The following is a 24389-nucleotide window of genomic DNA, read 5'->3' on the forward strand; positions in this document are numbered from 1 at the left end:
CGGGTCTTTCCGCCCCTTTTCTTTTGCCACTTGCTTGACCTTGCGTGGGGAAGGGCAGAACGTGGGGGCGAAGACGATTACGGAGGGCCCTATGGCTGATTTACCCTTTGATCTTGAAGCCCTTGACCGCTTGGCGAAAGTGGCTGTCCAAACCGGTTTGAACCTGCGGAAGGGGCAGGATCTTGTGGTGACCGCGCCGGTCGAGGCACTGCCGCTTCTGCGTCGTATCGTGGCCGAGGCCTATAAGGCGGGCGCGGGCCTTGTGACGCCGATCCTGTCGGATGGCGAGATGGCAAAGGCGCGCTATGACTATGCTGCGGATGATAGTTTCGACACCGCAGCGGGCTGGCTTTATGAAGGTATGGCCAAGGCTTATGCCAATGGCGCGGCACGTCTGGCGATTGTGGGCGAAGACCCGATGCTGCTTTCGGAATGCGATCCTGCGAAAGTGTCGCGCGCGGGCAAGGCCAATGCCAAGGCCTATAAACCCGCATTGGAGAAAATTTCGAATTTTGAAATCAACTGGTCGATTGTCAGCTATCCGACCGTGGCGTGGGCCAAGCGTATTTTCCCCGATCTCTCGGATCGGGAGGCTCAGGCGAAACTGGCCGAGGCGATTTTTGCGGCTTCCCGTGTGGATCGAGCTGATCCGGTCTCGGCTTGGGCCGACCATAACGCGACGCTTGCGAAAAAATCGGCCTGGCTCAACGAAGAACGGTTTTCGGCGCTGCATTTCACGGGGCCGGGCACTGATCTGGTGGTGGGGCTGGCCGATGATCATGAATGGCATGGCGGGGCCTCGCCCGCGCAGAACGGGATCGTCTGCAATCCGAATATCCCGACCGAAGAGGTTTTCACCACGCCGCATAAGGACCGCATCAATGGCACCGTGCGCGCGACCAAGCCGCTGTCGCATCAGGGCAGCCTGATCGAGAATATCGAGATGGTGTTCAAGGATGGCCGCGCCATCGAGGTCCGTGCGAGCAAGGGCGAGGCGGTTCTGAAAGAGCTTGTCGCGACCGATGATGGCGCGTGCAGTCTGGGCGAGGTGGCATTGGTGCCCTTCCATTCGCCTATCTCGGAATCCGGTATTCTGTTCTACAACACGCTTTATGACGAGAATGCCGCCTGTCACATCGCTTTGGGGCAGTGCTATTCGAAGTGTTTCCTTGACGGCGCACGCCTGAAGCCCGACGAGATTGCGGCCAAAGGGGGCAATAGCTCGCTGATCCATGTCGACTGGATGATTGGCGGGCCGCAGACCGATATCGATGGTATTCGCGCCGATGGCAGTCGTGTCGCGATTTTCCGCAACGGCGATTGGGCCTGATCCGCAGGGTCTTTGCCCAAGCTGGCGAGCATCCCTGACACAACAAACGGCCCCGCAGGACGGGGCCGTTTTTTAAGTTATTGATCGTCAAACCGGTTTGAAACGGGACGCTTCATGCGGGCCGGAAGTTCGGCCCGTCGAACACCCGTCTCGGGTTCCCGCGCTGGATCTGGCCGTGCAGGTCGTGCAGCGCCATGCGCGCCGCCGCCTCGTTCATGGCCCGATCGGCAGAGATCAGCGCCGAAAGCCGGTCGATTGCGATCTTGCGGTTGTGGTGCTGCGAGCGGCTCTCGCGCACCACAACCGACCAGAGGCGGCCCTGCGGGTCACACCAGCGTGCCCGAATCGCGCTGGAGGTCTTGTTCTGGTGCTGGCCACCCGGACCTCCGGCGCGCAGGCCGTCCATCACCACCTCATCGGGGGCAATGGACAGGCAGGCAGGGCGGGAGGGTAGGCGGAAGATCTGGGCAAACCAGTTCTTGCGCGGATGTGCGGGGCGCAGCCTTGAGGCGCAGCGCCATAGCACCGTGCCTTCCCAGTCGTGCGCCATATCCGTCGCCCCCGAGCCGGTCAGAACGACCACAGCCGAAGAGGGGCCATGCAGGGCAGCACGTTCGGATATGTCGATATCCAGCCCGAGGATCCCGGCCTCGTCAGCCAGTGCCTCCAGCAGATATGCGACCGCCTGACGGCATTCTGCCGGTCCGTTGCCCGAGGAGACAAGCAGGGTTTCGCGTGGGCTCATCTTTGGCCTCCTGACGTTTTATAGGTGATCAGCGGCACCATGCGCGCCAGCGGCGTGGCCAGCCCGAAAGCGGTCAGATCCGCCAGCACCGCTTCGGGGGCCTTATAGGCAGGGCCGGCCTCTTCAATCAGCAGGCCGCGGTCATGGCAGATCACGCGGCCCCCGAAGCGGGTGCGGGTCAGCGCTTCCAGTTCGGATCTGACCTTGCGGATGCGCCCATGCATCGAGGCGCGGTCGTAGCGCCGTCCTGCACCATGTGACACCGAGGAGAGGGCTTCGGGCACCGTATCCGGCAACGCCAGCAGGAAGCTTGGTGCCTCGCGCGAACCGGCCAGCGGAACCAGACCACGATCGGCCTCGGCGGCCCCCTTGCGATGCAGCCAGTGTCCCTGATGCGCCACCACCGAATTATGGACGCTGTCGCAAAGAGGCGTGACGGTCGTGCCCAGAGCGTCGGCGGCGGTTTCGGCAATCAGGCGACGATTGAGGCGCGCCTATGCCACGGCCCGTGCATGCAGGGCCAGATAGGCGTTCCCCGCCGCGCTTTGCGGGTCAAACCCCGCCTTCCAGCTGTCCTCCAGCCCGTCGAAAATCTGCGCCCCGTAACCGCGCGAGCCCGAATGGACCAGCAGACACAGATCACCCTTGCGCAGCCCCGCAGTCCCGTCGGTCTCCTCGACGGTCTGGAGCTCGCAAAAATGGTTGCCCCCGCCGAGGGTGCCCAGACCGGCCTCCCCGATCTGCCCCGTCAGCCCTACGGCTGCCAAGGCATCAGCGGCCTGCGCGGGATCGGTCCCCCGTTCCAGAACCTCAAGTCGTTTCGCGGCTTTGTCGAGTTTCAGTTTGCGGCGTGGCAGGTCCAGCCGCCAGAGCCCCATACCGCAGCCGATATCGGTGCCGACAAGCTGCGGATAGATCCGGTTGGCCAGAAAGGCCGCCCCCACCGGCCCGAATTTTCCGGGATGGAGGTCAGGAAAGCCCGCCACCGATTGCATGCCGGACCAGCCCGCCACTTGCGCAAGCTGGTCTTCCGCGCGGCCGTCAATCCAGCTGTCGCGCGTGTAGAAATGGCGGACGGGCGCGCGGCCTGTCCTGCCTGAAAAGGAAGTGCCCATAGGCTGTATGTCTTTCCAAGAAGAAATAGCGATCTGGAATCGCGACTGGACAGACGGGGAAAGGAACGCTTTGGGCCGATCAGAACCGCGCCATGTCCGAAGAAAGGACTGTGGTGATGAATGTCGTCATGTCATGCTCTCCTCGGGCTGGGGTTTCAGAGGGGGGCTGGATAGACCGATATGCGGCAAAGCACCAGAGCTGAGGGCGGGGTCGTTGAGAAATAGTGCTAATTATGCATCGCGTGTGTTGCTTTTATATCCCGCTTTGCGCGGGGCTTTGTTCCTCTTTCGGGGAGGGCAAGGCCTTCGGGGATCATTTTATCGTTTCCTGCGCCATTCGGGCTTATACTTTTTGCCAGTATGAGAAAGGCTAGGGACACCGCTACCCTAGACCCTATTACAGATGCTTTTGCGTGAAACGATTGCTTCCCTTGTGAACGAGTAGACGCGATGCCTTGCAGGAGATGCTTATGAGCCGAGAGTTTCGCACCGCCCTTATTGTCGAGGATCACCCGCTTTTCGGGGATGCGCTGGCGATGACCTTGCAGACGGTCGCAGGGATCGAAGAGGTCAGCCATGCGGAGCGGATCGGTCTGGCGCTGGAATTTCTGGAAAGCAGGCCCAGTCCCGATGTGATCGTGCTTGATCTCAACCTGCCCGATGTCACGGGGCTTGACGGCCTGATGAAGCTGCGTGCTGCCGCACCGCAACTGCCGATCGTGGTGATTTCCTCGGTGGATGAGCCGCGGGTGATCCGGCAGGCGCTTCTGGCGGGGGCGGCGGGTTTCGTGCCCAAACATTCCAAGCGCGAACTGTTCCGCATCGCCTTCAGCGCGATCGCCCAAGGCGAGGTCTTCGCCCCCGAATGTTCGGGCGACGATCTGACCAAATCCGACGAGGCGTCGTCGCAGGATGAGGCGATCCGTCGTCTCAGCCAGTTGACCCGCCAGCAGGCGCGCATTCTCGACCAGATCTGCGAGGGCAAGATGAACAAGCAGATCGCCTATGATCTGTCGATTGCCGAGACCACGGTGAAAGCGCATGTCACCGCGATCATGCGCAAGCTCGGGGTCTATTCGCGCACGCAGGCCGTGCTTCTGGCGCGCGAAGCCCATTCGCTTTCGTCCTCGCCCGATCCTGCGACCCCGCGCTGATCCCGCCTGACGGAGTTCGCCCATGCTGTCCGCTGCAATAGAACACAGGCGCATCGAAGGCGCTTTGATGCCGCTGACCGCCTCTGTGAGTGCCGATGCAGCGCGCCCGTTACAGGCGCTGTCCGAAGAACTGGGCGCGGGGCCCTTCGCGCTGGTGCTGCTGTTTTGCAGCCCGCAGGCGCAGATCGGCAAGATCGTTGCGGAGGCCGAGGGGCTGTTTTCCGGCTCTGTTGTGGCGGGCTGCACGACAAGCGGAGAGCTGACCCGCCACGGCTATAGCGAGGGGCAGATTCTGGCTTTTGCCTTCCCGCAGGAGGGGTTCGAGGTCGAACCGGTGCTGGTGTCGTCGCTGGCACGCGAAGATGCGCGCCAGATCATCGAACAGATCACCAACCGGCGGCAGGCGATGGCCCTGCGCGAGGGGGCGGGGCCGAATGAATTCGCCCTTTTGCTGGCCGACGGGACCAATGCCCAAGAGGATGCGCTGCTGAACACGCTGTCCGGCGGTCTGGGGCCGGTGCCGGTTTTCGGCGGCTCGGCGGGCGATGGGGGGGCGGCGGGGCAGACCTGCCTGTTCCTGTCGGGCAGGCTCTATCAGGATGCGGCCATCCTGCTTCTGGTGCGCGCCCATGCCAGCTTCCGGATGTTTTCGGTGGACCATCTGGTGCCCACGGGGCGGCGCATGGTGGTCACGCAGGCAGATCCTGCCCGCCGTGCCGTGCTGCGGATCAATGACGAACCTGCCGCTGCCGAATATGCCCGACTGCTCGGGGTTGCCGAGAAAGATCTGTGCCAGTTTCTTTTTTCAATCAACCCTGTGCAGGTGCGTGTGGGCGGGCGCTATTACGTGCGCTCTATCCGTGAATGCAGCGAGGATGGCGGGCTGGTGTTTTTCTCGGCGATTGATTGCGGATTGGTGTTAACGCTTGCGCGTCCGCAAAATATGGTGCGTCATCTGGAAGATGAACTGGAGCGTCTCAGTCAGCCCGCCGCACCCGGTCTGATTTTGGCCTTCGATTGTATTTTCAGACGTATAGAGGTCGAGGGACGGCAGATTATGCAGCCCGTATCCGATTTGTTGCGGCGCTATAATGTGCAGGGGTTCTCCACCTATGGCGAGCAGTTCGGAGCGATGCATGTTAATCAGACTTTCACCGGCATCGCGTTTTACTCCCCCTTGGGTCGCGGGCCTCGGGGCCAAGGGGAGGAAGAGGAGAGAGTATGACGGACCGGATGCCGGACCAGCTTGCAGCATCCCTGCTTGGGCCCGGTGATGACATTCTGCGACAGAACGAGAAGCTGCTGGCGATTGCCTCGGCATTGATCCGCCATGCGGAATCGTCTCGTGGTGACAGCGAGGCAGGATATGCGCAGTTCGAACGCGCGGCCCTTCTGGAAGATCAGGTGCGCGAACGCACGCGGGATCTGGAAAAGGCGCTGGATCTGCTGAACATGTCGAATGCGCGGCTGGCCGAGGCCAATCGCGAAACCGAATCTGCCCGCCAGAATCTGGCCTCGGCCATCGAGACGGTGCAGGAGGGGTTTGCCCTGTTCGATGCGCATGAACAACTGGTGATGTGCAATACCCGTTTCAACGCGCTGCTGATCGATATTCGTGCCGATCTCAAGCCCGGCCTCGGCTTTCTCGACTATCTCGATCTGGTGTCGGCCTCGTCGCATCTGCATTTGCCGGCAGGCATGACGCGGGCGGACTGGGTGGCGATGCGCCGCAAGCGCCATGACGAACATCACTTCATCTTCAATCAGGAGATGGGCGATGATCGCTGGATTCAGGTCAGCGAACACCGGACCCGCGATGGTGGCACGGTGATCTTGCAGACCGAGGTGACCGATCTGATCCGCCGCGAACGCGAAGAGCGTGGGCGGCTTCTGGATGACCAGACACGGATCTTGCAAGCCACGCTGGAACATCTGAAGCTGGGGGCCTGTATCTTTGACGCGCGGTTGCGTCTGTTGGGGTGGAATGAACGGCTGGCAGAGCTTTTGCTGTTGCCGCGCAACCGGTTGCGGCGCGGGATGCAGTTCGATCTTTTGCTGGAACAGGTGCGCGACCAGTTCGTTTTTCCGCATGGTCTGTCGGCTTACCGGCTGGCGGATTGGGTACGGCGCGCGCGGCGGCGCGACAATTTCCAGATGGAGCTGACGCGCGAGGGCGGGCAGGTCTATGACCTTTACGCGCAGGAACTTCCCGATGGTGGCTTCGTGATGTCGCTGACCGATATCACCGCCGAGCGGCAGGCCATCAGCGAGTTGAGCCGCGCCAAGGATACGCTTGAGGCGCGGGTGATGGAGCGGACGCTCGAGCTTGAAGACGCGCTGTCACGGGCGGAACGGGCCAATGCCTCGCGCGCACGGTTTGTTGCCGCCGCCAGCCATGATCTTTTGCAGCCGCTCTCCGCCGCAAAGCTTTATATGGCCTCGCTCAGCGACGAGACCATGTCCCCGCTCGCGGCAACAACGCTGGAAAAGGCGCAGAATGCGCTGCTGTCGGTCGAGGGGATTCTTTCAGCGCTGCTGGATATTTCACGGCTCGAGGCCGGTAAGGCGGCTGTGCATCCCGGTCCGATCCCGCTGGCCCCGATGTTCCGCGCGCTGCGCGACGAATTTACGCCCATTGCCGAGATGAAAGGTTTGCAGCTTTTGATCCGCGACACGGATGCGGTTGTGGTGTCCGACAACACCTATCTGCGCCGTATCCTGCAAAACCTGATCTCCAATGCGATCCGCTATACGCCCAAGGGACGGGTTCTGGTCCGCGCCCGTCATCGGCGTGGCGCGGTGCGGGTAGAAGTGCGCGATAGCGGGCCCGGCATTCCCGATGACGAACAGGAGCTGATCTTCCGCGAATTCCATCGGGTCAATGCCAAGGCCTCTGCCTCGGAGGGGATGGGGCTCGGACTTGCGATTGTCGAGCGGGCCGCGGCCTTGCTGAGCCATCCGCTGACCCTGCGTTCGCAGTTGGGATGTGGTGCGACGTTCAGCGTCGAGATTCCTCTGGCCCGCAAGGACAGCCTGCCCAAACCAGCGGCCGATCTTCTGGCCTATCATGCCAGCGAACCGGATAGCCGGGAACAGACCGTCCTGCTGGTCGAGAATGACGCGGAACTATCGCGGGCGATGGTGCAACTGCTTGAAAAATGGGGCATCAATGTGCTTGATGTGTCAAGCGCTGAAGAGGCGTTGGAGCTGATCGCCGATACGGGTGTAGAGCCGGATTTCTGGCTGGTGGATTATCAGCTTGGCGAAGGTATGAACGGGGTCGAGCTGATCCGTATGCTGCGTCAGCAGCAGGGGGATATCAAGGTGCGGCTGGTGACGGCCAATCGTTCCTTGGAACTGATGAAGCAGGCCGAGGCCGAGAAGATCACGATCCTGCCCAAGCCGATTGTCCCTGCCGCTTTGTCGGTGTTTTTCTCGGGGTTGGAGCAAGGGCGCTAGGGTCCCGTGAGGGGCGTGTCCCGTCATCTCCTGCCAAGGCACGGCGCAAAGCGAGGCGGGGTATGGTGCCAGGGCCCGCAGGAAGCAGGCCCTGTGCGATATTGGATCGGTCGGCTTACACCGTTTCCGGGAATGTGATGACCTGCCGCATATCCGAACCGGTATCGGCCCATGCTTTGCGCAACGCGCTCAGGGGATGGGCCTGTGTCGGTATACGGATCCCCGTGTCTGCGGCAAGCTGTAGCATCTCGCCGATGGCGGCGATGATTTTCGGGGTCGGCACGCTGCCAAGGCCGCTGCCCATCAGCTCGATCGCGCAAGAGCGCAGCCAGCCGCCGGGAAGGCTGATTTCGGCCCCGCTTTGCGAACCGATCTGTACGAAGCGCCGGCGCTTCTCATGAGGGAGCGCATGGCTTGCCGCCTCAAGGAGCGCGCGCGCCGACGGGCCCCAGAGATAATCCAGAATGACATCCGCCCCCGTATCGAGCGCCGCCGAGAAGGTCTTCTGCATCGCAGCGGCATCTTCGGTCAGCTGTATCGTCTCATCCGCCCCAAGCGTTTTGAGATGGGCCAGTTTCTGGGCATTGCGCCCTGTCGCGATGATGTGGCTGGCCCCGAGATGTTTGGCAATCTGCACCGCAAGCATCCCCGATGCGCCGGTGGCCCCGTTGATCAGCACGCTTTCGCCCGCATGCAGGCCCGCACGTTCCTTGAGCGCGATCCAGGACGACATACCCGGATTGGCGAGCGCCGCGGCGCTGATATCGTCAAGCCCGTCGGGCAGTGTGACACATTGCAGGCGGGGCACGGCCACCTGTTCGGCCATTGCCCCGAACGGCGCGGCGGGAAAAGCAAAATAGACCCGCGTGCCATCGGGGAGGGTGCCGACTCCGTCGACACCGGGAATAAACGGATAATGCCCATCGAAAGAGTAATGCGTGCCGGATGCACGGGCGCGCACAAGCTGGCTGATGGCCGCCGCGCGGACATGTACCAGAACTTCGCCGTCCTTGCAGGAAGGAGCGTCAAACGTCGAGGCTTCAGGGGGCTGGCCCAGTTGGGTGACAATGGCGGCTTTCATGAATCTCTCTTTCGATAGATGAATATATGTGTATTATGCAGGTAATTCACGCAGCCTGAGAGTGTCAATGAAAAACGTGCATAATACACATATGTCGGCAGAAATGCGGCAGCTTCATGGGGCGGTTCTGGATATCGTGGCGGTGATGAACCGCCCGCAGCATGATGGAAAAATGGTCGAGGCCGCAGGGATCAAGCTGGATCGGGCATTGTTTCCTTTGCTGGTGCTGGTCGAGAGGCTGGGGCCGATTGCCTTGGGCGAACTGGCGGACAGGGTCGGGCGTGACCATACGACAATCAGCCGTCAGGCCGCCAAGCTGGAGGCACTGGGGCTGATCCAGCGTCAGGCTTCGCGCGATGACCGGCGGGTACGCGCGGCGGTCATTACCGACGCGGGACGGCAGATGACGGACCGTATCGATGCGGCCCGCGAGGCCATCATGCGCCGCACGTTGACGGGGTGGTCTGGGGAGGAGGTGGCGGCATTGGTGACGTTGACCCGTCGTTATGCGGATGCGATGCTGGAACAAAGTGCGCGGCTTGCCGATCCGCAGGACTAGGGACGGTTTTGCTGGGGGGCTGTCATGCCGGTTCTGCGGTATGGGCCGCGATCCACAAAGGCGCATTGTTGGGGCATACGGGATAGTTCGGCCTTGATTGCCGTTTCACATGGTCCTCAAAGCGCTTTGAAGGCCCGTGCTGCGGGTCATGTTCCCCACGTTGCGCCAGAATATTTTCTGCACAACGCATTGGAATTAAATGTTTATGTTTTGTGCAAGCGTGATAAGCGGCGCTAGAGCGGCATTGTCCGCATCGCGACGCGTCTTGAGCACGACGGACAGATGTGGAGGCTGGAAAAGCGGGCGCATCACAACCTCCGCCCCTAGCTGGTCGCAGATGGAGGAGGGCACCAGCGCCACCCCCAGATCGGCAGCGATCAGGCGCAAGACGGTGTTTTGCAGCTTTGGCTCCAGCGTAAAATGCGCTGGAAGTCCTGCGCGAGCCAGAAATTCGGTGATTGCGTGACGCAAAACGGCCACCGTCTGGTCGGGGGCTGCAATCAGCGACTGCGCCTTGAGGTCTTCGGGATGGATGATCGCGCGCTTGGCCAGCGGATGCGTGGGGCAACACACGAAGCTGAGCGTGTCACGCATCACCTCCACTTCGTGCAGCGCGGGCGTCGTGCGACCGGCGAAGGTAATCCCCGCATCCAGAACTCCTGAAAGCAGCAGATTTTCGATCTCGCCGGGCGTTGTTTCTTCCAGTCGCACACGCACATCGGGGCGGAGCGCGGTATAGGCGCGCAGCAGGTTCGGCACAAGCCGGTGCGCGGCATGCATCATGAAGCCCAGACGCAACTCTCCCTTCAGCCCTTCGCCAACAAGGCGGGCATCGCGGCAGGCATCCTCGAAACTTGCCAGAACCTTACGGGCATCTTCCAGAAAACGTTGTCCCGCCGCGGTCAGGCGGGTCTGACGGGCGCTACGATCCACCAACACAGTGCCGATATCCCGTTCGAGATTGGCAATCTGTCGGCTGAATGGCGGCTGCGTCATGTTCATCCGCGCGGCCGCCTGCCCGAAATTCAGGGTTTCACCAAGGGCCACGAAAAGCCGCATATGCCGTGTGTCCATACCTTTTGGGTATCCTGAGCGTATCTGATATGGATTGGATTATATCGGTCAGCCTTTCTAAAAAGAACCCGTTTTTAGTAACGGAGCCCAATCATGTTGGCGAACCTTCTTATCGTGTTGCCTATCTTTGCCCTGATCCTCACCGGATGGGTCGCGCGCAGGAGCGGGGCATTGGGGCCAAATGCCACGCGCGAGGTCAATCGCGTGGTGGTCTATCTCGCGCTGCCCGCCCTGCTTTTCGATATTATGGCCAAGGCGGATCCGGCGCAGATCTGGCAGCCTGGGTTTATCCTCGCTTTTGGCGCGGGCTGTCTTGTGGTGTTTGCTGGGACCGTTTTGTTGCGCAAGTGGCAGGGCACCGCTCTGGCCGATGCCGCGATTGACGGGCTGAATGCCGGTTATGCCAATACCGGATTTATCGGATTTCCCCTGATCGCCGCCGTGATCGGGCAAGACGCTCTTGGGGTGACACTGGTGGCGACGATCATCACTGCCTGCGTGTTATTCGCGATTGCGATCGTGCTGATCGAGGTGAGCACGATGGAGGCGGCGCGCCCGTCGCAAATTGTGTTCCAAACCGTTTTGAAACTGGTGAAAAACCCGCTTCTTATCGCGCCGGTTCTGGGGTTGGTCTTTATGGCGGGGCATCTGCCGATGCCTCATGCGCTTGATACCTATCTCAAGCTGATGGGAGGCGCGGCCTCACCCTGTGCACTGATCGCTTTGGGCCTGTTTCTGGCCGAGAATGCGGGGCGTGCCCCCAAGGCCGGAACGCCGATGCAGATGACGCTGGTGCTGCTGAAACTGGTAAGCCAGCCTTTGGTCACATGGATTATCGCGGTGCCGTTGCTGCATTTGCCGCTCCCTATGGCGTCTGCCGCTGTGATTCTGGCGGCTTTACCCACCGGAACCGGCCCGTTCATGCTGGCGGAATTCTATGGCCGCGAAGCGCTATTGACCGGCCGTGTGGTCTTGATCTCTACGGTGTTGTCCATCGTAACCCTCTCGGCCTGTCTCGCATTGTTCTGATTTGTCACCTCCCACGCAGGGAAGGCACAGAGGCCCGCATCAATCGGGCCTCTGTGCGGCAAAAAGCGCTTTGGCAAGGCGTGACCCAAGCGTTGTAGGGAGCTTCTCCCTTGTTGCCGGTGGTGCGCGTGCCAGCCCGATATGCAAGCTGCCATAGCAGAAAACCGCAATAACGGGACGTTAGCGGTGGGAGGTATATGATATCTGGAAGGGAGGACAGGCAGGGGGGTAAACACCCTCGCCAGAGGCCGATGATGAACAGAATTAATTCTGGCTATCACGGGTAAGGCGGGCGGCCTTGAGCCGCGCCGTCTTCTCGATACGTTCTAACGTCTCTTCATCCATGATGCTGAGGAACGCTGCATCGGCCTTGTCCAAAGCGCTCACAGGCTTGCGTGAAGCATCGCCGGAAAGTGGCTTTTGTACCGATGCCGCGTCTGTTGCATCAGAGATTTTCTTGAAGAGATCGTCAGCGCGACTCAAACGAGTTCAAGATTAACAGCAGATTCGCGACCGTCGCGACCGGCTTGCAGTTCGAAGGTCACTTTCTGACCGTCTTTCAGGCCTTGCAGACCCGAGCGCTCTACTGCCGAGATATGCACGAAAACGTCTTTCGCGCCACCTTCGGGCTCGATGAAGCCGAAACCTTTAGTGCTGTTGAACCATTTTACGGTGCCGTTGGCCATATCCGTAGTCTCCAATTTTAAAATGCTGCCCGCGATATGCGGCAACCCGGCGAAAGTCGATCCAAGTCGATCAGCCGAGACCGCGAGACCGCGGGGGCAGAATTTCGAAGAGAAAAGCAATAGCCGCCCAAACATGAAGCGCGCGACTGGAATTGGCAAGTAAAATTTTTGATGGCGTGCGAAATCGGCACGGGTTTGACATGTTCACGCCTGTCCATGTTTTGCCATATGGCAGGGGCGCATTGCGACAGTGTCGGCGGTTCCGGCCTTGCAGGAAGAATTTCCCATGTTTTCAAGAAATGGTCGTGTTTTGCCGAGGCCCTTTACGCGGCCTTGGCCGTTCAAAACCGAAAGAAACGCAACATTCTTGCCGTCTCGCATTATTCGGACTTGTGCGGTATAGACCGCTGACCCATCGCGGCAGCGCCGTTGTGAATGGGGGCCATTTGCTGAAACCCCGTGCTGCAATTTGCTGAAATTCAGCAACTGCAAAACGGATATCAACAAGACCTACTGTAAATAAACGAAAATCTTGCGGGATGATATGACAGAACAAGGCCTGAACAAACCTGATTTTATTCATAAAAACAGTAGCTTTAGGCTCTCTGTAGCACCGATGATGGATTGGACGGACCGGCATTGTCGTTTCTTTCATCGCCAGATCTCCCGTCACGCCTTGCTCTATACCGAGATGGTGACGGCTCCGGCGATTGTGCATGGGGACCGGCGCAAGCTTCTGGAATATAACGTCCCCGAGCACCCCGTGGCTTTGCAACTTGGCGGCTCCGATCCGGCGGAATTGCGTGCGGCAAGCGCGATTGCCAATGACTGGGGGTATGACGAGATCAACCTGAATTGCGGCTGTCCGTCTGATCGGGTGCAATCGGGGGCGTTCGGGGCGGTGTTGATGAAAACGCCCGAGCTGGTGGCGGAATGCGTGTCAGAGATGGGCGCGGTCAGCACGGCGGAGGTTACCGTGAAATGCCGGATCGGGGTGGATGATCAAGACCCGCAGGAGGTGCTGCCGCGCTTTCTGGAAACCGTTTCGGCGGCAGGGGTGAACCGCTTTACCATCCATGCGCGCAAGGCCTGGTTGCAGGGGCTTTCGCCTAAAGACAATCGCGAGATCCCACCGCTGGATTACGAACTCGTGGATCGGATGAAGCTGGAGTTCCCGCATCTGAACCTGTCGCTGAATGGCGGGCTGGCGGATCTGGCTGCTGCCGAGGCCGCTTTATCGCGCGGGTTGGACGGGGCGATGATCGGGCGGGCGGCCTATCATGAACCGATGGCGATCCTTGGAGAGGCCGATCTGCGGATCTGGCAAGAGGGGAGCCCGCGCGATCCCTTTGAAATTGCCGAAAATATGATCGCCTATATCGAGTCACATCTTGCTCAGGGCGGGCGCTTGCACCAGATTACCCGTCACATGCTCGGCCTGTTCCATGCCCGTCCGGGGGCGCGGCGATACCGGCAGATCCTGTCCGAAGGGGCGACGCGCTCCGGGGCTGGGGTTTCGCTGTTCCGTCAGGCGGTTGCCGCCGTATCCGAGGCGATGGCGGCGCAGGCAGAGCAAGATCCATGAGCCCTTGCGGGCTCTCCACATTTTCGGAGATGTCCGTATGACGACTGACGCTGCCACTTTAGGGCCGCTTATTCTTATCCTGATTGCAACCGGTGCCGTTGCGGGTGTTCTGGCAGGGCTTTTGGGCGTTGGGGGCGGCATCGTGCTTGTGCCCGCGTTCCTCTACCTGTTCTCGGCTCTGGGCTATGCGTCCGATGATCTGATGCAGATCTGCGTGGCAACCTCGCTTGCCACGATCATCGTAACCTCTTGCCGCTCGCTGCTGGCGCATAACAAGCGCGGCGCGGTCGACTGGTCGATCCTGCGGTCATGGGCGGTGTTCATTGCCATTGGCGCGCTGGCTGGGGTTTTGGTGGTCCACCATCTCAGCACCACGATATTGCAGGCATTTTTTGCGGTGATGGTGTTTGTGATTGCAATGTATATGCTGTTTGGAAAACCCACTTGGCGGCTGGCCGAAACGATGCCCGGCCTTGCGCGGCGGGCGATCTATGCGCCGCTGACGGGGTTGGTGTCCGTGCTTCTGGGGATCGGGGGAGGGTCCATCGGAACGCCGCTGATGACCCTGCATGGCGTTCCGATCCATCGCGCGGTCGCGACGGCCTCGGGCTTCGGGGTGATTATCGCGGTGCCTTCCGCTATCGGATTTTTGCTGACTTCGGTCAGTAATCCGCCGCCTTACACTATCGGGGCGGTGAATATTCCGGCCTTCCTGATCGTGATCGCCACCACCACGCTGACCGCACCCATAGGCGCCACGCTGGCGCATAAGCTGGATCCGAAAGTGCTCAAACGCGTTTTTGCGCTCTTTCTGGCACTGGTCGCGCTGAATATGGCGCGGAAGGTCTTCTTTTAAGGCTCGGACCGATAAGGCAGGGATTATTTGATCCCTGCCGCTTTTGCCGCGTTCCAAAGCGCATCCATTTCCTCCAAATCGCTTTGATCTGGCGTTTTGCCCCGTTTGCGCAGGGCGTCTTCGATATAGGCGAACCGGCGGGTAAACTTGCTATTGGCCGCCCGTAGGCAGGCTTCGGGGTCAAGATCCAGATGCCGCCCCAGATTCACCATGACAAACAGCAGATCGCCATATTCTTCGGCAATCTCGTCTGCGCCCAGCATGGCGCGCGCCTCGACCAGCTCTTCGGATTCCTCCGAGATCTTGGCCAGAACATCCCCGATATCGGTCCAGTCGAACCCGACCCGCGCGGCACGCTTCTGCAGCTTGAGGGCGCGGGTGAGCGCGGGTAGGGCCAGAGCCACATCGTCCAGCACGCCCGTCGGCGTCTCGCGTTTTCCCTTGGTCGCGCGCTCTGCGGCCTTGATCTTTTCCCAGTCCGCGCTCTGCTGTTGCGCCGTTTTGTCACGATTTTCCGTGCCGAAGACATGGGGATGGCGATGCACCATCTTGTTATTGATCGCGCGCAGCACATCCGTCACGTCGAACAGGCCGCGATCCTTGGCGATCTGCGCATGGAACACCACCTGCAACGCGAGATCGCCCAGTTCGGCAGGCAGCTCGTCCCATGCCGCGCGCTCGATCGCATCGGCCACCTCATGCGCCTCTTCCAGAGTATAGGGCGCAATGGTGCTGAAATCCTGTTCGATATCCCACGGGCAGCCCGTATCGGGGTTGCGCAGATTGGACATGATCGCCAGCAGGCGCTGGAACTGGTGGCCGGCCTCGGGCTGGTCGTCGAAGATGATCGGATCATCGGGAGATGTCATGTCTGAACCCTTCCTGCAGTCTGTGCGCCCATATGGGGGTCTTTATCAAACCGCGCCGCCCCAAAGTCCAGAGCGGGTGGCGGAGAAAAGTGATCAAAAGGGGAACAAATTCACCTTGCGTTAAGCGTGCTGCACTAACGTCAACCGTGAAGACCGCGCCAGCCAGGCGGGGCTGCAAGCAGGAGCTTGTGGAATATGTGCGGCAAAAATTGCCGTCTCTTCGCTTGGCGCAGTTGTCCGGATGTCCTCGAACGGGGCGTGCTCGGGCCGTGGTGTTTCGGGCTGCCGTATTTCGGGGGCTCTATGGCGAAAGCCGGAAACGATTGCGCACCAAGAAGGGATGACGGGTGATGTTTGCAGAAGTGAAGACCGAGACCGGATCGGGTAGTAGCCCCGCAGGACGGCTACCGATGACAGAGCTCGTGGCCCGCCACAGCTATCTTCGCGATCTTAGCGACAAGATGATCGGGGAACAGGATGCGCTGGCGCGCACCGTATCGGCAGGGCAGGGTCGTTTTGCGCCCGATGCGATGCCTGCAGAACTGTCTGCGCTTGCCGATAAGCTTCTTGCCGAGATTGACGAGCTGGAACAGGAGATCCGCATTCTCGGATACCAGATGGAACTGATCGAGGATGTGATCTTCGAGACGCCTCCGCGCGATCCGGCAGAGGCTCTGGCCAAACTGCGCTTTCTCTCGGGGCAGATGCAGGATGGCTATGAATTCTCTCCCGACTATTTCGCGAATGTCATGGAAGAATGTTCCGAGCTTCTGGATCATGGCGCGGTTCAGGGCTGCGAGAGTCTGATGGCGTTCCATCATTAGCGCCATCATTAGTGGCCCCCTCGGCCGCAGGGCCGGGGTCGTGTCTGACAAAAGGCGCTTTCGGGCGCCTTTCATCTGCCTGCGGTGTATCGGCCCGTTATCCGCCCTGTCATGCGCTTGGCTGCCACGATGCAGGGGGGTGATTCTGCTCCGACGGGGAATCACCGGCAAATCACGATTGTTGCCAAGATCGAACCACTGTCCAAATCTGCCCTGATCGCCTGTGAAATAGGGCAAAGCCTGCCTGATTGGTAAATAAAGGGTAAAGATTCACGGCGCCCCGACGCGCCAGATTTTCTGCCTTATTTTCGCCTTCAAACATAACCTTACAAGTTTATGAAAAATAACAAAAAATCTTCCATGCCTTCGTGTTAACCAAATTTAACCATCTTCCCGCCTTCGTTAAGGAATTGGTAACCAAGTGGGAAACAATGCCTTGGTTCCTCCCTCATTTGGTCAAGCCTACTCGCAATTATGTGTTCATCGGCAGCAGACAGGGCTGACTGCCCAAGGCGAACAGAAGGACGAACACAATGCAGAACGCAGTTGAATTCCAAACCATCGGTGCTCCCAAAGCAGAGCGTGCAGACAGCAAGACCTTGATCGAACTGATCCGTCGTTATGACTATATCGAAGGGCTGTGCGATCGCGTCCTGACCGAACAGCAGGCCAAGATGTCGCGCTATCACCAGATGATCAGCGAAGAGCGTATCAAGCAGGCTCTGCGTGGCACCACCGACATTCCGGAACGTCCTCCCGTCCATACCCGCGAGACCGCCGAGATCGAAGAACTCGAGACCGAGGTCCGCATCTACCGCTACCAGCTCAACACGCTCGAGAGCGTAATTTACGAAACCGAGCCGTCGAACCTGAAAGAAGCTCTTGCCAAGCTGCGCTTCATCGCCCGCCTTGTGGTGGATGGTGTCGAATTCGAAAGCGATTTCTTTGCCTTCATGATCGAGGAATGCACCGATATCGCCGAGATGAGCGCGCAGGATATGGTCGGCGCAGAACGCGCCAAGCTGCAAACGTTGATCGACGCCCAGACCCTGTGATCCCTCCCGCAGGTGGTCAACTCCCCTGTGGCCACCTTCCTGCCACGTGATCTTCCGCAGCCTTGCGGGCGATCGCACGTCTTTCGCCAATGATCCTGTCCGGGTCACCCCGACCGGGGAGCAGCTCCCCCGGTCTCACCCCTCCCGGACAGGATCACGGCCGATGCCCCAGAACGGGGGCAGATCCCCAGAATTTCCTGACATTTTCGTGTGACCGTCGGATGCGTCGTGTATTCCGGCGTTCTGTTCGTTACTAGGGCGGCAGAAACTTGCCATCGTCCCAAGGCCCATATAGGGTGCGCGCCGAATTCAAGGCGTTTTTGCGCTCTCTGGCCCTCAGGAAAGGACCCAAAGTCAATGTTCGTGACCCCCGCATATGCTCAGGCAGCCGGTGCAGCAGCACCCGGTGGTATGGCCGCTCTCGGCCAGTTCTTGCCGCTGATCCTGATCTTCATCATCATGTATTTCCTGCTGATCCGTCCGCAGCAGAAAAAGGCGAAACAGCATCGCCAGATGGTGGAAGCCCTGCGTCGCGGTGACGAGGTTGTCACCCAAGGCGGCATTCTGGGGAAAGTGACCAATGTGCGCGAAGATGGCATGGTCGAAGTGGAAATCGCTCAGGGCGTCAAAGTGCGCGTGGTGAAATCGACCATCGGTCAGGTGGTTTCGAAAACCGAACCTGCTGCTGAATCCAAATAAGAACGAAAGCGTCGGCCATGCTGCATATCCCGCTTTGGAAGCGTATTCTCATTATCGCCCTCTGTGTTATCGGGCTGGCAATGGCCGCGCCAAATATCTTTTACGCCAAGGTCGAGGGGCATAATGATGCCGCCTCGACTTTCGCCAAAACCAAGACCCTGACGACCGAACAGCAAGCTGCGCTGGACGCCTGGCCCGCTTGGCTGCCCAACGGGCTGGTCAATCTCGGGCTCGACCTGCGGGGCGGCGCCCATCTTCTGGCCGAAGTCCAGCTTTCGGATGTCTATGCGGCGCGGATGAAATCGCTCTGGCCGGAAATGCGCAGCGCGCTGGCCAAAGAGCGTTCCACCATCGGTGCGATCCGCCGCGTCTCTTCGCCCGAGGACGAGCTGCGGATCCAGATCGGCAATGCCGACCAGATCCAGAAGGCGGTCGAAATTGCCAAAACGCTCGCTTCGCCGATTGTGACGCTGACTGGCGTCGGTCAGGATGATCTGCAGATCACGGGGCAGGGCGATACTATCACCATCAAGCTGTCGGATGCGGAAAAACAGGCCACTGACGACCGTACCATGCAGCAATCGCTTGAAATCGTGCGCCGCCGGATCGATGCCGCAGGCACCCGCGAGCCGACGATTGCCCGTCAGGGCTCGGACCGGATCCTGATCGAGGTTCCCGGCATCGGCTCGGCTCAGGAGCTGAAGGATCTGATCGGCACGACCGCGCAGCTGAACTTCATGCAGGTGAATGGCAGCACGCAGGACGAGAACGCCAATCCCGGCGCGGGCAACGTGCTGGTCCCCGATGCCAACCGCAAGGGCCTTTACTACATTCTGGGGGATGTGCCGGTTGTGTCGGGGGATGCCCTGACCGATGCGAAAGCCGCCACCGACCAGAACGGCTATCCGGCAGTCAGCTTCCGTTTCAATACGACCGGCGCGCGCCAGTTCGGGGATTTCACCGCCTCGCATATCGGCGAACCCTTCGCCATCGTGCTGGATAACGAGGTGATCTCGGCCCCCACCATCCAGAGCCATATCGCGGGCGGTTCGGGCATTATCACCGGCAATTTCTCCATTCAGGAATCCACCGATCTGGCCCTTCTGCTGCGTTCGGGCGCGCTTCCGGCCAAGCTGGACTTCCTTGAAGAACGCACGATCGGGCCGGAGCTGGGCGCGGATTCCATCCGTGCCGGAGCGATTGCCGCCGTGGTCGGGCTGTTCCTCGTGATTGCCTATATGATTGCCAGCTACGGGCTGTTCGGGACGTTCGCGGCGATTGCGCTGCTGATCAATATCGGCCTGCTCTTCGGGATCATGTCGATGATCGGCGGCACGCTGACATTGCCGGGGATTGCGGGGATCGTGCTGACGATGGGCACCGCCGTGGATGCCAATGTGCTGATCTACGAGCGTATCCGCGAGGAACTCAAGCGCGTCAAAGGCCCTGCGCGGGCGATCGAGATCGGCTATGAAAAGGCGATGTCGGCCATTATCGACGCCAATGTCACTACCTTCCTGACAGCCCTTATCCTGTTTGTGCTGGGGGCAGGGCCGGTGCGCGGCTTTGCCGTGACCCTGATCATCGGGATTGTGACTTCGGTGTTTACCGCAATCTGGGTGACCCGCCTGATGGTGGTGACCTGGTACGACCGCCGTCGTCCGAAAACGCTAGACCTCTGAAGGAGCGAAACACATGGCATTCCGTCTCAAGCTCGTTCCGGACGAGACCAAATTCGACTTTTTCCGTCACCAGTTCCTGACCTTCGGGTTTTCGGTGGTTCTGGTCATTGCCTCGATTATCGCCACCGCGGTGATGGGGCTGAATTTCGGCATCGACTTCCGCGGCGGGACCACCATCCGCGCGGAAAGCAGCCAGTCGATCGATGTGGGGGCCTGGCGCTCGGCGCTCCAGCCGCTTGATCTGGGCGATGTGGTGATTACCGAGGTGTTCGACCCCTCCTTCGGCCCCGACCAGAATGTGGCCGAGGTGCGCATTCAGGCGCAAAATGACGAAGGGTCGATCACGCCGCAGACCGTCGATGCAATCAATGCCGCGCTGAAAGAGGTAACGCCGGATGTCAAATTCACGGCTACGGAATCCGTCGGTCCGAAGGTTTCGGGCGAGCTGATCAAAACGGCGATCCTGTCGGTTCTGGCGGCAACCGCCGCGATCCTCGTCTATATCTGGCTGCGCTTCGAATGGCAGTTTGCCGTGGGCGCTGTGGCCGCGCTGGTGCATGATCTTGTGATCACCGTCGGCATTTTCGCCGTGGCGCAGATCAAGTTCGATCTGACGATCATCGCGGCGCTGCTGACCATTCTGGGCTATTCGATCAACGACACCGTGGTGGTGTTTGACCGGTTGCGTGAAAATCTGGTCAAATACAAAACCATGCCGCTGCGCGAGGTAATGAATATCTCGGTCAACGAGACCCTGTCGCGGACGGTGATGACCTCTGGCACCACGCTGATTGCGCTGATCTCGCTTCTGGTGCTTGGGGGCGACGTGATCCGTGGTTTCGTGTTCGCGATGACGTTCGGTGTGGTGGTCGGGACCTATTCCTCGGTCTTTGTTGCGAAAAACATCGTTCTGATGATCGGTCTCAACCGTTCTGAAAAGAAAGACCCCGCCGAGAAGTTCTTTGACAAGAACACCGGTAGCGAAGCCAAATAACGACCCAAGGGGACCGCGATGCAGATGACCGAAGCCAGTTTTTCCGGACAGACGCCCATTGACGGCTATGGGCCGGGGTTTTTCCGGATTGCTGGTGCGGTGCGTCGCGGTGCGCAACTGGTATATGGGGCAGGGGCTGTCGATTGGGGCGGCTTCGAGGATCTTGCCGCGATCCGTGCGCTGGTCGGGCGCATTGATGTGCTGTTTGTCGGCATGGGGGCAGATATCGCCTTCCCGCCTGCCGATTTCATCGCGGCGGTCGAGGAAATGGGCCTGATGCCCGAACCGATGTCCAGCCCCTCTGCCGCGCGCAGCTACAATGTCCTGCTGACCGAAGGCCGCCGCGTGGCCGTGGCGCTGCTGCCGATGCCGGGCGACCTGCCGCCCGAGCTGGCGCGTGACTGAGGGCGGCCCGATGCCCCTTCTGACGATCACCGATCTCAGTGTCGCGCGTGCGGGGCTTCCGATCCTCTCCGCGCTTTCCTTCTGCGTGGATCATGGCGAGGCACTTGTGCTGCGCGGGCCAAATGGTATTGGCAAGACCACCCTTTTGCGCACCATTGCCGGCCTGCAACCGGCCTTGGCCGGAGAGATGTCCCTGGCCGCCGAATCTATGGCCTATGCCGGCCATTCGGACGGGTTGAAGGCCACGCTGAGCGTTGTCGAAAATCTCAGATTCTGGGCCGATATCTATGCGACAAAGGATATCGCGCCTGCCCTTGCGCAGATGAATCTCGACGCTTTGGCGGATCGCGCGGCGCATAGTCTTTCGGCCGGACAGAAACGGCGCTTGGGGCTGGCGCGTCTGCTGGTGACGGGGCGACCGATCTGGGTTCTGGACGAACCGACCGTGTCGCTGGATCAGGCGTCGGTGCAGCTGTTTGCCGAGGCCATCCGCAGCCACCTTGCGCAAGGCGGGGCGGCCCTGATGGCGACCCATATCGACCTCGGTCTCCCCGAGGCACGCGTGCTGGACCTTGGCCCCTATCGCGCCGATCCGCTGGCCCCCACAGGCGGGTCCGCCGGTGCTTTCGACGAGGCCTTCCTATGAGAGCCCTCTTGCTGCGCGATCTTAAACTGGCGGTCAGGGCTGGTGGTGGCTTCGGTCTCGGGCTGGCCTTCTTTCTGATCGTGGTAACACTTGTGCCCTTCGGTGTTGGCCCGCAGGCAGAGATTCTGGCCCGTATCGCGCCGGGAATCCTGCTGGTGGGGGCACTGCTGGCCTGCCTGCTATCGCTGGACCGGATCTTTGCGCTCGATTACGAAGACGGCTCGCTCGACCTTCTGGCAACGGCCCCCGTTCCGATGGAGGCGGTGGTCTCGATGAAGGCGCTGGCGCATTGGCTGGTGACGGGCCTGCCGCTGACGCTCGCCTCGCCGCTTTTCGGCCTGCTGCTGCATCTGGACCCCAAGGGCTATATCTGGCTGGTAAGCGCGCTTTTGCTGGCAACGCCCGCGCTTTCGGTGCTGGGGACATTCGGCGCGGCCCTTACGGTGGGCATCAAACGTGGCGGGTTGCTGCTTTCGTTGCTGGTGCTGCCGCTCTATGTGCCCACGCTGATTTTTGCCGCCGAGCTGGTGCGCCGCGGGGCGGAGGGTGCAAATGTCGAGGCGCCCGCTCTGGTGCTGGCAGGGATCACCCTTGCCTGTGCCGCTTTGGTCCCATTTGCATCCGCAGCCGCAATCCGGATAAATCTGAGATAGATCAGAGACTCTCACGCCCGTGGCGGGCATGGGTCATCTGCGACGTTCGTTGAAAGGTGCCGCCACTGATGTCCATTTGGGAATACGCCAATCCGGTCAAGTTCATGCGAACGACCGATAAGCTGCTGCCATTCGTGGTGGTCCTGACTGTCCTCACCCTCGTGCCGGGGCTGGTCTGGGGGTTCTTCTTCACGCCTGCCGCCGATAATTTCGGCTCCAGCGTCAAGGTCATCTATGTGCATGTGCCCGCAGCGATGATGGCGATCAATATCTGGATCATGATGCTGGTCACCTCGCTGATCTGGATTATCCGCCGCCACCATGTCTCCGCGCTTGCGGCCAAGGCCGCTGCCCCCGTTGGTATGGTCATGACGGTCATCGCCCTGATCACCGGTGCGGTCTGGGGCGAGCCGATGTGGGGGACGTGGTGGGCATGGGATCCGCGTCTGACCTCGTTCCTGATCCTGTTCCTTTTCTATCTCGGCTATATGGCGCTTTGGGCCGCTATCGATAATCCCGATACCGCCGCCGATCTGACGGGCGTGCTGTGTCTTGTGGGGTCCGTGTTTGCGCTGCTGTCGCGCTATGCGGTGAATTTCTGGAATCAGGGGCTGCATCAGGGGGCGACGCTGTCGATGGACCGCGAACAGCATATCGCCAATGTCTACTGGTTCCCGCTTCTGCTGTGTCTGGTGGGGTTCGGCCTTTTTTTCGTGACGCTGGTTCTGCTGCGGACCCGCACCGAGATCCGGCGTCGTCGCTTGCATGCGCTTGAACAACGGGAGCGGATGGCATGATGATCGATCTGGGGAAATACGAATATACGGTGCTGATCAGCTGGGGGGCCTGTCTGTTTCTGCTGCTGGTGCTTGTGGCTGTCACGCTTTGGCAGGGGCGCCGCGTGAAGGCGGCACTGGCGCGGCAGGAGGCCCGTATGCACGACATCCGTCGGCAAAACACGCCGATGCAGGACAGCCGTGAGGAGAGCCACAATGGTTAAGCCTCTGATGCTGGCGCCGCCGCTGGTTTTCGCGGGATTGGCGATCCTGTTCGTCTGGGGGATGTGGCGGCAGGATCCAAGCCAGTTGCCCACAGCCTTTGCCGGAAAGGACGCGCCCGCCGTGGCCCTGTCCCCGCTGGGCAGCCTGCCGGAGTTCAACAATAGCGATCTGCGCGACGGTCAGGTGAAGCTAGTGAATTTCTGGGCGTCATGGTGCGCGCCCTGTCGGGTCGAGCATCCAAACCTTGAGGCGCTCTCTGGGCAAGGGGTGGAAATTCTTGGTGTAAACTATAAAGATACCCCTGATAAGGCGCTGAAATTCCTCAATAGTCTTGGGAATCCCTTTGCGCGGGCCGGTCAGGATCCGCAAGGTCAGATGGCGTTAAACTGGGGCGTCTACGGGGTGCCGGAAACTTTCGTCGTGGATGGGCAGGGCAAGGTTTTGATGCGGTATGCAGGGCCTCTGACCGAGGATGTGATTGCTCAGAAAATCCGGCCTCTGCTGCCGAAAGCGTCGCAATAGAGCCTGTCGATCACCGGATGCCACGCGATGGACGGCTGGCCTGATCATCGATCATGCTGCCGGAGGACGAAGGCCCCTTGCGGGCCCTTGCATGATGTTTACGCCCGCCAGTTTGAGAGCCTGCGACACTGGGGAGCCCTGTCCGACATGTGGTTCATGGACGGTTGTGCTCCGTTCTCTCAGATGCGCCCATGATGACGTTTTTTTTGAGTTCAAACCGCTTTGAAAATCATCCAAAGCGGTTTGGTTGTTCAATAAATCCTCTGCCGGCTCTGTGGCGTGCTCTTGGCCCAATCCGGCCATAGGCCCAGCCAATCCAGCCCCAGAACAAGGAGGACGCAGGCCGCAACCACCAGCATGATCCGC

25 protein-coding genes and 1 pseudogene are annotated in these 24389 nt (G+C 60.3%); 19 read left to right on the forward strand and 7 right to left on the reverse strand.

The features are described 5' to 3' along the window. Positions 1-91: 91 nt before the first annotated feature. Positions 92-1330, forward strand: coding sequence for an aminopeptidase (locus AC2ISB_RS05130; RefSeq protein ID WP_406720688.1), 1239 nt, complete (start codon positions 92-94; stop codon positions 1328-1330). 112 nt (positions 1331-1442) lie between these two features. Here AC2ISB_RS05130 and AC2ISB_RS05135 read toward each other — a convergent pair whose 3' ends face one another. Then, a complete protein-coding gene (locus tag AC2ISB_RS05135; protein WP_486576410.1) occupies positions 1443-2075 on the reverse strand; it encodes a peptide chain release factor-like protein in 633 nt (210 codons plus the stop codon). Beyond that, positions 2072-3190: pseudogene (locus tag AC2ISB_RS05140) on the reverse strand (RNA ligase RtcB family protein). The gene AC2ISB_RS05135 and the pseudogene AC2ISB_RS05140 overlap by 4 nt, the downstream one beginning before the upstream one ends. A gap of 470 nt (positions 3191-3660) precedes the next feature. Between AC2ISB_RS05140 and AC2ISB_RS05145 the strand changes: the two are divergent. From AC2ISB_RS05145 to AC2ISB_RS05155, 3 genes are read left to right on the forward strand one after another with little or no spacing between them, the layout of a single operon-like run. Further along, on the forward strand, positions 3661-4344 hold the full coding sequence (locus tag AC2ISB_RS05145; RefSeq protein WP_339107242.1) for a response regulator: 684 nt from the start codon (positions 3661-3663) through the stop codon (positions 4342-4344). A 22-nt stretch (positions 4345-4366) separates the two neighbouring features. Then, positions 4367-5569 (forward strand): FIST N-terminal domain-containing protein, encoded by a 1203-nt coding sequence (locus AC2ISB_RS05150; RefSeq protein ID WP_486576412.1) that lies wholly within the window; start codon positions 4367-4369, stop codon positions 5567-5569. Further along, positions 5566-7803: a hybrid sensor histidine kinase/response regulator gene (locus tag AC2ISB_RS05155; protein ID WP_406720691.1), complete on the forward strand. Its 2238-nt coding sequence runs from the start codon at positions 5566-5568 to the stop codon at positions 7801-7803. Before AC2ISB_RS05150 ends, AC2ISB_RS05155 begins: the two co-directional genes overlap by 4 nt. Before the next feature lie 115 nt (positions 7804-7918). Here AC2ISB_RS05155 and AC2ISB_RS05160 read toward each other — a convergent pair whose 3' ends face one another. After that, positions 7919-8884: a quinone oxidoreductase family protein gene (locus tag AC2ISB_RS05160; protein WP_339107245.1), complete on the reverse strand. Its 966-nt coding sequence runs from the start codon at positions 8882-8884 to the stop codon at positions 7919-7921. A 67-nt stretch (positions 8885-8951) separates the two neighbouring features. Here AC2ISB_RS05160 and AC2ISB_RS05165 point away from each other — a divergent pair, with 67 nt between their 5' ends. After that, positions 8952-9443 carry a MarR family winged helix-turn-helix transcriptional regulator gene (locus tag AC2ISB_RS05165; protein ID WP_339107246.1) on the forward strand — a complete coding sequence of 164 codons (492 nt, stop codon included), beginning with the start codon at positions 8952-8954 and terminating at the stop codon, positions 9441-9443. A gap of 195 nt (positions 9444-9638) precedes the next feature. On the opposite strand, the gene AC2ISB_RS05170 is transcribed toward AC2ISB_RS05165, so the two are convergent. Beyond that, the gene (locus tag AC2ISB_RS05170; protein WP_486576415.1) at positions 9639-10517 is read right to left on the reverse strand and encodes a LysR family transcriptional regulator; all 879 of its coding nucleotides are present in this window, start codon (positions 10515-10517) and stop codon (positions 9639-9641) included. Between the two features lie 93 nt (positions 10518-10610). On the opposite strand from AC2ISB_RS05170, the gene AC2ISB_RS05175 reads away from it, so the two are divergent. Continuing rightward, positions 10611-11546 (forward strand): AEC family transporter, encoded by a 936-nt coding sequence (locus tag AC2ISB_RS05175; protein ID WP_486576417.1) that lies wholly within the window; start codon positions 10611-10613, stop codon positions 11544-11546. Positions 11547-11810: 264 nt separating this feature from the next. On the opposite strand, the gene AC2ISB_RS05180 is transcribed toward AC2ISB_RS05175, so the two are convergent. Further along, a complete protein-coding gene (locus tag AC2ISB_RS05180) occupies positions 11811-12029 on the reverse strand; it encodes a hypothetical protein (protein WP_486576419.1) in 219 nt (72 codons plus the stop codon). Then, positions 12026-12232: a cold-shock protein gene (locus tag AC2ISB_RS05185; protein ID WP_339109504.1), complete on the reverse strand. Its 207-nt coding sequence runs from the start codon at positions 12230-12232 to the stop codon at positions 12026-12028. The genes AC2ISB_RS05180 and AC2ISB_RS05185 overlap by 4 nt, the downstream gene beginning before the upstream one ends. A 544-nt stretch (positions 12233-12776) precedes the next feature. Between AC2ISB_RS05185 and dusA the strand changes: the two genes are divergently transcribed. Further along, positions 12777-13817 (forward strand): tRNA dihydrouridine(20/20a) synthase DusA, encoded by a 1041-nt coding sequence (dusA, locus tag AC2ISB_RS05190; protein WP_486576421.1) that lies wholly within the window; start codon positions 12777-12779, stop codon positions 13815-13817. A 37-nt stretch (positions 13818-13854) separates the two neighbouring features. Beyond that, a complete protein-coding gene (locus AC2ISB_RS05195) occupies positions 13855-14673 on the forward strand; it encodes a sulfite exporter TauE/SafE family protein (protein WP_339107251.1) in 819 nt (272 codons plus the stop codon). A gap of 23 nt (positions 14674-14696) precedes the next feature. On the opposite strand, the gene mazG is transcribed toward AC2ISB_RS05195, so the two are convergent. Then, positions 14697-15542 (reverse strand): nucleoside triphosphate pyrophosphohydrolase, encoded by an 846-nt coding sequence (gene mazG / locus AC2ISB_RS05200; RefSeq protein ID WP_486576423.1) that lies wholly within the window; start codon positions 15540-15542, stop codon positions 14697-14699. Between the two features lie 350 nt (positions 15543-15892). On the opposite strand from mazG, the gene AC2ISB_RS05205 reads away from it, so the two are divergent. The 11 genes from AC2ISB_RS05205 (at position 15893) to AC2ISB_RS05255 (ending at position 24023) form a co-directional block, all read left to right on the forward strand. After that, on the forward strand, positions 15893-16366 hold the full coding sequence (locus AC2ISB_RS05205) for a hypothetical protein (RefSeq protein WP_486576426.1): 474 nt from the start codon (positions 15893-15895) through the stop codon (positions 16364-16366). A 533-nt stretch (positions 16367-16899) separates the two neighbouring features. Then, on the forward strand, positions 16900-17421 hold the full coding sequence (locus tag AC2ISB_RS05210) for a hypothetical protein (RefSeq protein ID WP_339107254.1): 522 nt from the start codon (positions 16900-16902) through the stop codon (positions 17419-17421). Between the two features lie 357 nt (positions 17422-17778). After that, positions 17779-18120 (forward strand): preprotein translocase subunit YajC, encoded by a 342-nt coding sequence (gene yajC, locus AC2ISB_RS05215; RefSeq protein WP_339107255.1) that lies wholly within the window; start codon positions 17779-17781, stop codon positions 18118-18120. Positions 18121-18137: 17 nt separating this feature from the next. Then, on the forward strand, positions 18138-19802 hold the full coding sequence (secD, locus tag AC2ISB_RS05220; RefSeq protein WP_339107256.1) for a protein translocase subunit SecD: 1665 nt from the start codon (positions 18138-18140) through the stop codon (positions 19800-19802). A gap of 13 nt (positions 19803-19815) precedes the next feature. Continuing rightward, positions 19816-20796 carry a protein translocase subunit SecF gene (gene secF / locus AC2ISB_RS05225; protein WP_406720740.1) on the forward strand — a complete coding sequence of 327 codons (981 nt, stop codon included), beginning with the start codon at positions 19816-19818 and terminating at the stop codon, positions 20794-20796. Between the two features lie 18 nt (positions 20797-20814). Then, positions 20815-21201: an Mth938-like domain-containing protein gene (locus tag AC2ISB_RS05230; RefSeq protein ID WP_339107258.1), complete on the forward strand. Its 387-nt coding sequence runs from the start codon at positions 20815-20817 to the stop codon at positions 21199-21201. Between the two features lie 10 nt (positions 21202-21211). Next, on the forward strand, positions 21212-21847 hold the full coding sequence (gene ccmA / locus AC2ISB_RS05235; RefSeq protein WP_339107259.1) for a heme ABC exporter ATP-binding protein CcmA: 636 nt from the start codon (positions 21212-21214) through the stop codon (positions 21845-21847). Then, entirely contained in the window at positions 21844-22500 is a 657-nt protein-coding gene (ccmB, locus tag AC2ISB_RS05240) for a heme exporter protein CcmB (protein ID WP_339107260.1), read from the forward strand. Before ccmA ends, ccmB begins: the two co-directional genes overlap by 4 nt. 68 nt (positions 22501-22568) lie before the next feature. Next, the gene (locus tag AC2ISB_RS05245; protein ID WP_339107261.1) at positions 22569-23297 is read left to right on the forward strand and encodes a heme ABC transporter permease; all 729 of its coding nucleotides are present in this window, start codon (positions 22569-22571) and stop codon (positions 23295-23297) included. Further along, positions 23294-23500, forward strand: a complete 207-nt coding sequence (ccmD, locus tag AC2ISB_RS05250; RefSeq protein WP_339107262.1) for a heme exporter protein CcmD — start codon at positions 23294-23296, stop codon at positions 23498-23500. Before AC2ISB_RS05245 ends, ccmD begins: the two co-directional genes overlap by 4 nt. Then, entirely contained in the window at positions 23493-24023 is a 531-nt protein-coding gene (locus AC2ISB_RS05255; RefSeq protein ID WP_339107263.1) for a DsbE family thiol:disulfide interchange protein, read from the forward strand. Before ccmD ends, AC2ISB_RS05255 begins: the two co-directional genes overlap by 8 nt. The last annotated feature ends 366 nt before the right edge of the window (positions 24024-24389 follow it).

It is taken from the genome of Thioclava sp. NS-SX20 (genome assembly GCF_057380695.1).